Source organism: Mycoavidus sp. HKI (assembly GCF_020023735.2).
GTDB lineage: Bacteria > Pseudomonadota > Gammaproteobacteria > Burkholderiales > Burkholderiaceae > Mycoavidus.
The window spans coordinates 512522-524749 of sequence record NZ_CP076444.2; the positions used below are offsets into that span (position 1 = coordinate 512522).

Sequence of the window (12228 nt, forward strand, 5' to 3'; positions counted from 1 at the left end):
ATTTTGTTTTTTAATAACGTTCTAACCCATTTGATTTAGCGTGAAGACTCAGCATTCTCCTACCCAATCCGCACTTTCCGCGCCCATTACTGATGAAGTAAAAGCGGCATTGGCGATTACCCAGCGCGGCTGCGATGAACTCTTGATCGAAGAAGAGTTTATCCAAAAGCTGGCGCGTAGCGCCGCCACTGGCATACCTTTGCGCATTAAACTCGGACTTGATCCAACTGCGCCAGATATTCATTTAGGGCATACGGTGGTGCTCAATAAAATGCGCCAATTGCAGGATTTGGGGCATACCGTGATCTTTTTAATTGGCGATTTTACTTCACTCATTGGCGACCCGTCCGGGCGCAATATTACTCGGCCGCCGCTGACGCGTGAGCAAATCGAAGCCAACGCAAAAACTTACTTTGAGCAAGCCTCGCTGGTGCTGGACCGAGCTAAGACTGAAATCCGCTACAACAGTGAATGGTCAATGGCGCTCGGAGCAGATGGCATGATTAAGCTTGCCTCACGCTATACCCTAGCGCGGATGCTTGAGCGAGATGATTTCACGCAACGTTTTCAGGGTAATACACCGATTTCGATTCACGAACTCTTATATCCGTTGATGCAAGGATACGATTCAGTGGCTTTAAAAGCTGACCTCGAACTAGGCGGCACTGACCAAAAATTTAATTTGCTGGTTGGGCGCGAATTGCAAAAGCAATATGGGCAAGACCCTCAGTGCATTTTAACGATGCCGCTATTAGAGGGGTTGGATGGTATTGAAAAGATGTCCAAATCCAAAGGCAATTATATTGGCATTCAGGAAAAACCCGCCGATATGTTTGGTAAGTTGATGAGCATTTCAGATGATTTGATGTGGCGCTATTATGAGTTGCTGTCATTTCGCAGTTTAGCTGAGATTGAAGGGTTTCAAGGCGAAGCCAGCGCTGGACGCAATCCACGTGACTTTAAAGTTTTGCTGGCACAAGAAATGGTCACCCGCTTTCATTCAGCAACCGCTGCTGAGCGCGCCTTAGAAGAGTTTAATCACCGCGCGCGTGGTGGGGTGCCAGACGATATTCCGGCGCTTACACTAAATGGCGCGCCGCTGGCCATTGGCGCTTTGTTAAAGCAAGCAGGTTTGGTGCCATCGACCAATGAAGCGGGGCGTAATATTGAGCAAGGCGGGGTGCGGATTGATGGTGGGGTTGTGTCTGATAAAGCGCTCAAAGTAGAGGCAGGGACTTATGTGGTGCAGGTGGGTAAGCGGCGCTTTGCGCGCGTGACTGTATCGGCCTGATTTTATTAGAATGGTGCCCCCATCAGTTTCTTGGTCATCTGATGGGGCGTCGCCATTTTTAAAAACGCAGCAGCGGTTAAAGACCTTTGATGTCCCACAGTTCTCGAATCGGCCCACCATCAGGCGCGGCGAGCCCAAAATGCCGGTAGGTAAGTAAAGTCGCAATACGTCCGCGCGGAGTTCGCTGTAAAAAACCTTGCTGGATCAAATAGGGCTCAATCACGTCTTCGATCGTATCGCGCTCTTCGCCAATTGCGGCGGCAAGGTTATCGACGCCGACTGGCCCGCCATCGAATTTATGCAAAATCGCTTCGAGTAATTTGCGATCCATCAAATCAAAACCAACCGGATCAACGTCAAGCATGGCCAGGGCAGCATCCGCGATAGCGGCGGTAATGTTGCCATCGGCTTTGACTTGCGCATAATCGCGCACGCGGCGCAAAAGCCGATTTGCGACGCGGGGCGTGCCGCGCGAGCGCCGCGCGATTTCAAGGGCGCCATCGTTAACGATAGGGACCTCAAGCAACTGTGCTGAGCGGCGGACGATTTGCGCCAGTTCTGCCGCATCATAAAATTCAAGCCGCGCGACAATGCCAAAGCGGTCGCGTAGCGGGTTGGTTAGCATGCCAGCGCGAGTGGTTGCGCCAATCAAGGTGAAAGGCTGTAAATCAAGTTTTACACTGCGTGCAGCAGGGCCTTCGCCAATCATAATATCGATTTGATAATCTTCGAGCGCTGGGTACAAAATTTCTTCGACGACCGGAGACAGTCGGTGAATTTCATCAATAAAGAGCACATCATTGGCTTCAAGATTGGTCAACAACGCAGCTAAATCGCCGGCGCGCTCAAGAACGGGTCCTGAGGTTTGTCGCAAATTCACGCCCATTTCACGCGCAATGATATGAGCCAGCGTGGTTTTACCCAGCCCAGGTGGACCAAACAGCAACACGTGGTCAAGTGCTTCAGCTCGCTGTCTGGCGGCTTGAATAAATATTTCCAGCTGTGAGCGTACTTTTTGCTGACCGATATAATCATCAAGCTGGCGTGGCCGCAGCGCTCGCTCAAAGACTTCTTCATTAGGTGAGGTAGAGGTCGCGGTGATTAAGCGGGAACTCTCCAGAGTGTCGGTTTCGATCATTATTGAACGGATAGTAGGCAGTTAAAGCTAATTTAAGCTAGGTTTTAGACAGGGCTTTCAAGGCAAATTTAATCCCGTCCGACACACTGGCGCTAGCGGGTATGCCCTTGACGGCCAGCAGCGCTTCTTTCTCCGAATAGCCTAGCGCCAGTAATGCATTGAGAATATCGGCAGCATCTAGGCCAAGTGCATGGCCCGTTCCGGTGCCTAGCTCAGCGCCCAGTTTACCCTTTAATTCAAGCAGTAGCCGCTCAGCGGTTTTTTTACCAATGCCCGGAATGCGGGTTAGCAAAGCGGTGTTTTGGGCGGTGACGGCCTGCGCTAAATCGGCCACACTCATGCCAGATAGCACAGCAAGTGCCATCCGCGCGCCGATACCGCTGATTTTAAGTAGCTCACGAAAAGTTGAACGTTCTGGCGCGCTAGCAAAACCATACAGTAAATGCGCATCTTCGCGCACCAACAATTGGGTGATTAATACAACCGGCTCGCCAGTTGCGGGCAAGGTGTAAAAAGTGCTCATCGGCACATCGATTTCATAGCCAATGCCATGGCAATCGATGAGTAGACGCGGTGGATTTTTTTCCAGCAAAATGCCGGCAATTCGACCAATCATGACAAAAATAAAAAAACCAACTTAAAAGACAAGTGTAGCGCATTCGGGCCAAGCAGTTGGTGGATCTGGGCCAACGCTTATAACGAACAGGCTAAGAAGAAGGGGGATTAACCTACAAGCCGGCCGCGGCGCATGCGATACCCTTTTTGCATAAGCGCCGGAGCAAGATTGCCAAGAGTGTTTAGTGCGCTGCCGCTATGCGCGTGGCAAATGGCCACGCCAAGCGCATCAGCCGCATCAGTGCCTGGCAGGCTATTTAAGCGCAAGAGCCTTGCAACCATCTGCTGCACTTGTTCTTTGCTGGCGCGCCCGTGACCCACAACAGCTTTTTTTAACTGTAACGCCGTGTATTCATAAACAGGCATGCCCCCGGCAACGAGTGCGCAAATTGCTGCCCCGCGCGCCTGGCCGAGCAGTAATGTCGATTGCGGATTGACATTAACAAAGACCTTTTCAATGGCTGCCTGCATAGGGGTATGCTGGCCAAGCAGAACTGCGATGCCGTCAAAGATCGTCCCAAGCCGTTGTGGCAAATCGGCATTGGGGGTTTTGATGACGCCACTTGCAAGATAGCTTAAATGTTGACCGTTTTGTTCGATCACGCCAAAACCTGTGACCCGCAAACCGGGATCGATGCCGATGATTTTTATGCTAGCCATCCGCTTGAATTATTTGCCTAAAAAGGACACTCGGTTCCAAAATCAGCATGATCCGATTGCCTTGATCAATGCCGGAAGTGGCGTGTGCCGGTGAATACCATGGCAATATTATGCTCATCAGCAGCAGCAATAACCTCGTCATCGCGCATCGAGCCGCCTGGTTGAATCACACAGGTCGCACCTGCTGCAACAATCACATCAAGTCCATCGCGAAATGGAAAAAATGCATCCGAGGCAGCGGCGCAACCGGCCAAGCTTAAGTTAGCATTTTCCGCTTTAATGCTGGCAATGCGGGCAGCATCGATACGGCTCATTTGGCCGGCGCCAATACCCAGCGTCATATGCTGCGCACAAAATACGATCGTGTTTGATTTAACAAACTTAGCCACCTGCCAGGCGAATAACAAATCATCCATTTCTTTGGGGGTTGGATGCCGCTTGGTGACCACGCGTAGCTCATGCAATTGACTATTTTTTGCATCGGGTGATTGCACTAATAAACCGCCGCCGATGCGCTTTAAATCGAAAGCATTCAGTGTCTGGCCCAGCGGAATTTCAAGCACGCGCATGTTTTGTTTGGCGGCGAGCAGTTGCTTGGCGCTGTTGCTAAAGGCGGGGGCAATGAGCACTTCGACAAATTGCTGCAGCACAGCGTGTGCCGCCGCTTCATCGACTTCGCGATTAAACGCGATGATCCCGCCAAAAGCGGAGGCTGGGTCAGTTTGAAATGCTTTGCCATAGGCTGCAGCGGCACTATCTGCGAGCGCCGCGCCACATGGGTTCGCATGTTTGACAATCACGCAGGCATAGGTCTCGGCGCCAGTTGCGTTGAAACTCCTAACGCATTCCCAGGCAGCATCAGCATCAGCGAGGTTATTGTAAGAAAGCTCTTTGCCTTGTAGCTGACGATAATTCGCGAGCGCACTATCAGGGGAGGTAAGATCACGGTAGAACGCCGCCTGCTGATGCGGATTTTCACCGTAGCGTAGGTCTTGCACTTTCTCAAAGGCTAGATTGAGCACAGCCGGGTATGGGTTGCGTGTGCTATGCGTTAGATCTTCGCCTAAGCTACTCAAGTAATTGGCAATCGCGCCATCGTATTGCGCGGTATGCGCAAAGGCTTTGGTCGCGAGCCTAAAATTAGTGGCGTAGCTGACGGTATGAGTGGCTTGCGCGCGGATTTCATCGAGTACTACGGTGTAATCAGCCGGATCAACGATGACCGTGACATCGCGATGATTTTTAGCCGCCGAGCGCAACATTGCAGGCCCGCCGATATCGATATTTTCAATTGCCTCGGCGAGCGTGCACTCTTCCCGTGCAACGGTCTGGGCAAATGGATAAAGGTTCACCACGAGCAGATCAATGGTGTTGATATCGTGCTCTTGCAATGATGCTTTATGCGCGGGTAAATCACGCCGCGCGAGTAAGCCGCCGTGTATTTTAGGATGCAGCGTTTTGACGCGCGCGTCGAGCATTTCAGGAAAACCCGTGTAATCAGCGACTTCTGTGACGGCGATGCCTGCCTCACTTAAGTGCTTAGCGGTACCGCCCGTCGATAAAATAGCAATGCCAAGCGAAGAAAGCGTGCGGGCAAATTCGACAATACCCGATTTATCTGAAACAGAAAGGAGTGCTTGTTTGATCATTATTCATTAAAAATAGAAAAACCCGCTGCTAAAACAGCGGAGGGTCAGTGACTACAATAAATTGTGTTGCTGCAATTTCTTGCGCAAAGTATTGCGGTTAATACCAAGGTATTGGGCTGCCAGCAATTGTTTTCCGCCTGCCCGTGCAAGGATGTACTCAAAAAGTGGCTTCTCGACACATGAAATAACCATTTCATAGAGGTCATGTGGCGGAGAACCGTCCAAATCCTGAAAGTATTTAGCTAAACTTTTGTGTACGCAGTGTTCGATGTCGCCTTTGCTCATACGACTAACCACTCAATTTGAGAAAATGACTCAATAGAATGTGAGCGGCGGCGATGCTGACAGTGAATAAAGGGGGGCCTAGGACTGGCAAAAAACGGGTGGGATACCATAGATGAAGCAGATATATAGAGGGTGCAGGAGAAAAAGGCTATATTCTAACGCTAACCTACCTGCTAATTTGCTTTGTAGTGCTTTAAATCTCCTATTAAGAAAATATGTTGATAGTTAAATTGAGGTGGATCAGTCAATTTAAATTTAAGGTTGCTTGCTGGGCCGGCTAAATAGCAGAGCGTAAGCACGAAATATTTTCAAATAGATAACGAACGATAGATTTGACTGCGAGTTCCTGATTCAATTAGTTCCGCTGGCCAAATATCATATGTTGCGCCAGTCTACGTTTGAGTGGTGGTAAGCAATCGAGCGCAGTCAAAGCAAACCCATAGCTGGGTGCAAGTAATGCACTCAATGGAGGTGCAAAGCCGCTGGTAAAAATGCGCGCCAGTAAATCGGTGCCAGCAATGGTTAATTTCCGGTCAGCGCGCCGGCGCTGTGCAAAGCGGGCTAGAGCCGCGGGTGTCGGGCCTGCTTCGGATAAAGCTTCCACTAATGTATAAGCGTCGCGTAAGCCTAGGTTTAACCCTTGCCCTGCCACTGGATGCAAGGTTTGAGCTGCATTGCCAATCACCGCAGTGCGATGCTCGGCAAGCGTTGCCGCCGTGTTCAAGTTCAGCGCAAAGGCAGCACGGCCATTGATTTCGGTGAAACGTCCGAGACGAGAGCCGAATAGTGTGCTCAGTTCAGCTAAAAATGCGGTTGGATTTGTCTGTAGCCGGCGTTGTGTGTCGTCAGGGCGGCCGCACCAAACCAGCGCATAGTCAGCGTTGCGGGTGCCCCCTAAAGGAAGTAGGGCAAGTGGGCCTTCATTGGTGAAACGCTCCCACGCGACATAGGGCTGTGGCGTGCTGACGCTGACCACGCCAACCAAAGCAGTTTGCTGATAAGCACGAGTATTGCCGTGCTGAGTGTTCAGCGCAGAGGGTTGAGCATGATATTGGCCACCCTCTGCATGAATTAAAAGCCGCGTGCGTAGCGTGCGTGTACCGGTGGCAGTTTCGATCGGCAGGGTCACACTATACGCGTCTTGCGTAGGCACGCCCGCCTTGGTTTGGGTAAAGCGGTGTAGCACCTTGGCAGGTAGTGCGTTTTCAAGCGTAGAGAGGAGCGTGCCGTAACGTACCACATAGCCAAGTGCTGGCAAACGCTGTTCGCAGCAGTCGATAAGCGCACGCCCAAAATATCCGCGTTGCGAGATATGTACCCGTTTAATTGGCACAGCCGAGGCCGGCCAGCCGAGCGTCTCAAGCAGGCTATGGCTGCCTTGCGAGAGAGCAAAGGCACGCGGGTCGTTGTTTAATGCAGAAGGTTTGTTTGCATCGATGAGAGCGATAGACAGTGTGCGTGTTGCGCTGCGACGCATGAGCCAGCCTGCTAGTGCGAGGCCAACTGGCCCTGCGCCAACAATGATCAAATCAAAATCAAAGGGCGCGGGTAGTAAGTGGGGCATGGTTGGATGGTTTTCGCTAGCGTGAGGCGGGTAGTGAGAAGCGTGCATGTCGATTTAGCGCGTGCTTGCGGAATGAGCAGCCGGCGTATTTTGATGTAATTGTGCGTTCAGCGCGCGGAGTTGCTCGGGCGTACCCACATTAGCCCAATTGCCCTGATACACTTCACCGCTTGCGCGTTGTGCTTTGATTGCCGCTAAATAGTAAGGCGTGAGTGCGCAGCGTTTACCGGGATTGAGATCATAAAACATCCGGGTATCGTACACGCCGATATTGCCAAAGGTCAAACGTGCAACACGGTTAAAGGACAGCAGGCCATTTTCAAGGGCGAAGTCGCCGTCTGGATAGTACTCAGGATTGGGCACCATGACTAGATGCATATGGGGCTCGGGCAGGCCTTGAAGGCGTTGCAAATGGGGCCGCAATGCATGATAGTCATAATCAGTAAAGATATCCGCACTGACTGCTACAAAGGTGCAGGGTGTTTGCTGTGCCTCAAGTAGAGGTAGTGCACACCGAATAGCGCCTGCTGTTTCAAGCATGGTATCTTCGGCGCAATAGTGGATCTGTATTCCCCATTGCGCACCACTGCCAAGGGTGGCCTCAATCTGTTCTCCCAGCCAGTGATGATTAATCACGATAGTGGTAAACCCGGCCCGTGCTAGGCGCTCAATTTGCCATACGATGAGCGGTTTGCCTAGTACGGTGAGGAGGGGTTTGGGGTGAGCATCGGAGAGTGGGCGCATACGTTCGCCGCGTCCAGCGGCGAAGATCATCGCGGTGTGCGAGAAACTCATTGTGTAAGGAATGATACTTTGTCCAAAACCTGCAGCAGCGGCGCTAACTCGCGATAACGTTCGGCAACAGTGCGCGCATAAGTGATAAACCGTGGCGTATCCGCCAAATAACGTTCTTTACCGTCCAGATAATAGAGCCGCGCAAAAAGTCCTAATATTTTCAAATGCCGTTGCAGTCCCATCCATTCAAGTTCACGGTAAAATTGTGCAAAATCAGCCCGCACAGGCAGCCCGGCTTTTTTTGCACGCTCCCAATATTTAGCCATGCAATCCAACTCAAATGATTCATCCCAACTAATAAACGCATCCCGAAATAAAGAGACCACATCATAGGTAATGGGCCCCATCACCGCGTCTTGAAAATCAATCACACCTGGATTGGGAGGGTACACCATAAGATTACGCGGCATATAGTCTCGGTGCATAAAAACTGCTGGCTGAGCCAACGCACTGTCAACCAACGTAGTAAAAGCTAGATCCAGTGCTGCGCGCACCGCATGATCTACGGTTATTCCTAGGTGGCGCTCAAGGTACCAAGTGGGAAATAACTCAAGCTCCCGGCGCACAAATGTTTCATCGTAAATGGGCAGAACCTCTGCGTGCGTCGCACATTGCCAGCGGATCAGCGCATTGATTGCATCGTCAAATAATGGTTGCGCACTGAGCAAATCTGATGGCTCTAAAATATCCAGATAAGTGGTGTGGCCAAAGTCGGTGATGAGCATAAAGCCATTGGTGAAATCGCTTGCATATACTTGTGGCGTATGGACTCCCGCTTGCATTAACATTAATGCAAGCTTGGCAAACTCCAGGCATTTATGTGGCGGTGGCGCATCGACCGCAATCATGGTTGGGCCTTGTGGCCCTCTGCTAGCAAGTCGGAAATAACGACGTGCTCCCGCGTCAGCACTGGCCGGTTCAAGTGAAGCTAAATCCAATTGATAATGCGCGGGTAGAGCCGCTAGCCAGTCTGAAAGTTGTGCTAGGCGAATGTCAACAGGATAGGAGAATGTCATCAAAATATAACGAATAGAGATCTTGCCTATATAATACCCGATGACTTTTTTGTATGCTGTTGGGCGAGGGTCTCTTTGGGCATTGCTTTTAGACATATTCCAAGCTTCGGCAGTTTTAAATTTTTTTATTCAACTTTGCCTCGATCTATTCATCCGCGTCTTTCATCTTTAATGGCTGCTTTGCTGGCGTTGCCAGCCAGTATGCCGCTCTGTGCATTCAGTCAACCGCTAGGGCAGGTCATCAGCGCGGGTGCGCCGGTAGTGCTGACTACATCCTCCGGGCTGATGCTAGCGCCGCAACTTGAAGAGCACCCATTACGCGCGGGTCATGGCGCGGCAAAATTTGTGCTGGGTGATCAAGTCGAAGCGCAGGGCGAGCAACAAGTGACCGTTTCGGGCGCCGCTGAGGTGCGCACCCCAACCCTCGTGATCAAAGGCGACCGGCTGCATTATGATGCCGCCACCGATCAAGCGGATGCTTACGGGAATGTGCGCATTATCAACAAAGGTAATACTTTTAGCGGACCTGAAGCGCATTTGAAGGTCAAGGCGAATGAGGGCTATATGCTCTCGCCTAACTATCACTTCAATGCTGGCGGTTCGGGTAGTGCGCAACGGATTGACGTGTTGGATCCTGAGCGCACAGTGATTACGCATGGCACCTATACGGGGTGTCCATGTCCGCAGCCGGCATGGAATATCAAGGCGAGCCGGGTTGAATTTGATAAAGCCAATAACTCGGGTGTGGCGCGCAATGGCGTGCTGTTTTTTCAGCAGGTGCCGCTTTTTGCTAGCCCTTACCTTTCATTTCCATTATCAACCGAACGGGTCTCTGGGTTATTGCCGCCGGTGGTTGCACTGGGTTCAACCGCGGGCGCCGACGTTACGTTGCCGTATTACTTTAATCTTGCGCCGAATCGTGATTTGACGCTTTATCCGCGTTATATGTCGCACCGTGGCACGCAGTTTGGGGCGGATTATCGTTATTTGTCGCCCACCTATGCGGGCTCGATCAACGTTGAATATCTGCCTCATGATGAAGTCATGCAAAGCCGGCGTTATGCCGTCTATGCGCAACACCGGCACGAGCTGAAAAATGGCTTAGGCGCTTATTTCAACTACAACCGCGTATCGGATAATACTTATCCAGAAGACTTAACCGCCGGTAATATTTTTATGAACGGCACGCAGCTGCTCTATCAGCAAGAGGCCGGCCTGACTTATAACCAGGGCCCTTGGTCCGCACTGGCGCGCGTGCAGCGTTGGCAAACGTTGCCGCCATCGGCTGCGCCTTATGGGCGGGAGCCTGAGTTAAACGTTAAATATGAGCGTTATGATGAATATGGTTTTGATTTTGGCGCACAAGCGAATTATTCGCGTTTTAGAATTGCTACGGCGGATTTAACAGAAGGCGATCGGATTTATTTAAAACCATATCTGAGTTATCCGCTGATGACTCCGGCTTATTTTATTGTGCCAAAGCTGCAGTATCATCTGGCTTCGTATGACCTGAGCACGATTGCATCGACGGCTAGCCCTCGCCAACCCCGCTATTTTGGCACGGCGATTCCAACGCTTAGCTTAGATAGTGGACTAGTCTTTGAGCGTGCAGTGCGTTTCTTTGGAACAGAGTATATTCAGACTCTTGAGCCACGGTTATATTATGTGTATACGCCTTACCGGGAGCAAAATTTTATGCCGCTCTTCGATACGGCGGAAGCCGATTTTGGCTTGGCCGAAATTTATACTGAAAACACTTTTGTGGGTAATGACCGCGTGGCCGATGCAAGCCGGTTGACGGCAGGCATAACAACACGTTTTACTGATCCAGTAACGGGCCATGAGCGAGGGCGTTTAGTGGCGGCGCAGCAGTACTATTTTCAGCAACAGCGGGTGACTTTGCTACCCAATGAGTCGAATCTGCGAGCCAATCATTCCGATTTATTATTGGGCGCTGCGCTGAAATTAAGGGCAGGTCTTAGCTCAGAAACAGCGGTGCAATTTAATGCGGATAATAATGAATTGATCCGCTCCAATATTGGCTTTGGTTGGAGTCCAGAGGATCGCAAGGTGTTGAATTTGGCATATCGCTATACACGTGCTAATCCAACGCTCAATTATCGGCCTATTAAGCAGGCGGTGATCTCTGCTCAATGGCCGTTAAGCCGCCGTTTATATGGAATAGGGCGGCTTAATTATGGCCTCGATAGCCGCCGCTTAGTCGATAGTCTATTAGGTTTTCAGTATGATGCGGATTGTTGGGCATTTGGCTTGGCAATCCAGCGCTTTGCGAATGGGATTGATCCGAGTGGAGCGAATGCGACTGGCACGCGTGTGCTGGCGCAGCTTGAGTTTAAAGGGCTGTCAAGAATTGACAATGGATTGATTGAGCAATTGCGTGCGAGTGTGCCAGGATATGTTGGACTGCCGCCACCGCCGCCACCGCCCTCGCGTTTTTCAAATTATGAGTAAGTGAGTTGTTTATGCGAAATTTTGATTGGGTCAGGCTCTGTACTGCCACGACTTTAATGGTTTTATGTGTATTTCCTACGGCCGCGCGTGAGCAAAAACTGGCGCATTCCGTTGGCCAAGAAGTAGATCGGGTGCTGGTGGTTGTGAATCATGAAGTGATTACCAAACGTGAGCTAGCTGCCCGTCTGGAGCTCGTAACACGCCGTTTACGGCAGACGCAGGCGCCGATGCCGCCGGCTGCGCATTTACAGCGGCAGGTGTTGGAGCAAATGGTGTTAGAGCGGATGCAGATCCAACGGGCGAAGGATGAGGGTATTGTGGTTAATGATGAGATGGTGCAACGTACACTTGAACAGATCGCACAGGCCAATGGCTTGTCGCTTGAGCAATATCGCAAGCGCTTAGAAAAAGAAGGCGTAGCGTGGTCAGTCTTTGTGGGCGATGCAAAAAATGAACTGATCTTTAGTCGGCTGCGCCAGAAAGAAGTAGACCAAAAAATTGTTGTCTCTGATGCTGAAGTGGCTAATTATTTTGCTAATCACCATAGCGCTGATGTAACCAGCCATAAGCTAGGTGCTGAACGATCTCTCGCACAGCCAGAAGAAGTACGCCAAGCAATTGGCATGCACAAAGCTGAAAAAGCCTATGCCGACTGGCTGCGTGAGTTGCGAGATAGCAGTTATATTCGATATCAATTCGAGATAGAACCGCTTTAATTTTATTTGCTAAGTTTCGGCTTACTT

11 protein-coding genes are annotated in these 12228 nt (G+C 50.9%); 3 read left to right on the forward strand and 8 right to left on the reverse strand.

Annotated elements, in window-relative coordinates:
* The first annotated feature begins 40 nt into the window (after nt 1–40).
* Nucleotides 41–1291, forward strand: coding sequence for a tyrosine--tRNA ligase (gene tyrS, locus KMZ15_RS02120; RefSeq protein ID WP_223693685.1), 1251 nt, complete (start codon nt 41–43; stop codon nt 1289–1291).
* 76 nt (nt 1292–1367) lie between these two features.
* On the opposite strand, the gene ruvB is transcribed toward tyrS, so the two are convergent.
* The 8 genes from ruvB to KMZ15_RS02160 form a co-directional block, all read right to left on the reverse strand.
* Nucleotides 1368–2429 carry a Holliday junction branch migration DNA helicase RuvB gene (gene ruvB, locus KMZ15_RS02125; protein WP_223693687.1) on the reverse strand — a complete coding sequence of 354 codons (1062 nt, stop codon included), beginning with the start codon at nt 2427–2429 and terminating at the stop codon, nt 1368–1370.
* A 37-nt stretch (nt 2430–2466) separates the two neighbouring features.
* On the reverse strand, nt 2467–3045 hold the full coding sequence (gene ruvA / locus KMZ15_RS02130; protein ID WP_223693689.1) for a Holliday junction branch migration protein RuvA: 579 nt from the start codon (nt 3043–3045) through the stop codon (nt 2467–2469).
* A 107-nt stretch (nt 3046–3152) separates the two neighbouring features.
* Complete coding sequence (ruvC, locus tag KMZ15_RS02135) at nt 3153–3695, reverse strand: crossover junction endodeoxyribonuclease RuvC (RefSeq protein ID WP_223694643.1); 543 nt, start codon at nt 3693–3695, stop codon at nt 3153–3155.
* A 74-nt stretch (nt 3696–3769) separates the two neighbouring features.
* Entirely contained in the window at nt 3770–5353 is a 1584-nt protein-coding gene (gene purH, locus KMZ15_RS02140) for a bifunctional phosphoribosylaminoimidazolecarboxamide formyltransferase/IMP cyclohydrolase (RefSeq protein ID WP_223693691.1), read from the reverse strand.
* A gap of 51 nt (nt 5354–5404) precedes the next feature.
* A complete protein-coding gene (locus KMZ15_RS02145) occupies nt 5405–5638 on the reverse strand; it encodes a Fis family transcriptional regulator (RefSeq protein WP_223693693.1) in 234 nt (77 codons plus the stop codon).
* Between the two features lie 355 nt (nt 5639–5993).
* On the reverse strand, nt 5994–7202 hold the full coding sequence (locus KMZ15_RS02150) for a UbiH/UbiF/VisC/COQ6 family ubiquinone biosynthesis hydroxylase (protein WP_223693696.1): 1209 nt from the start codon (nt 7200–7202) through the stop codon (nt 5994–5996).
* A 54-nt stretch (nt 7203–7256) separates the two neighbouring features.
* Nucleotides 7257–7997, reverse strand: a complete 741-nt coding sequence (gene murU, locus KMZ15_RS02155) for an N-acetylmuramate alpha-1-phosphate uridylyltransferase MurU (protein ID WP_223693698.1) — start codon at nt 7995–7997, stop codon at nt 7257–7259.
* Nucleotides 7994–9013, reverse strand: coding sequence for an aminoglycoside phosphotransferase family protein (locus tag KMZ15_RS02160; RefSeq protein ID WP_223693700.1), 1020 nt, complete (start codon nt 9011–9013; stop codon nt 7994–7996). Before KMZ15_RS02160 ends, murU begins: the two co-directional genes overlap by 4 nt.
* A gap of 171 nt (nt 9014–9184) precedes the next feature.
* Between KMZ15_RS02160 and KMZ15_RS02165 the strand changes: the two genes are divergently transcribed.
* Both KMZ15_RS02165 and KMZ15_RS02170 read left to right on the forward strand, forming a co-directional pair.
* A complete protein-coding gene (locus tag KMZ15_RS02165; protein ID WP_223693703.1) occupies nt 9185–11485 on the forward strand; it encodes an LPS-assembly protein LptD in 2301 nt (766 codons plus the stop codon).
* Nucleotides 11486–11496: 11 nt separating this feature from the next.
* Nucleotides 11497–12201 (forward strand): SurA N-terminal domain-containing protein, encoded by a 705-nt coding sequence (locus tag KMZ15_RS02170; RefSeq protein ID WP_223693706.1) that lies wholly within the window; start codon nt 11497–11499, stop codon nt 12199–12201.
* The last annotated feature ends 27 nt before the right edge of the window (nt 12202–12228 follow it).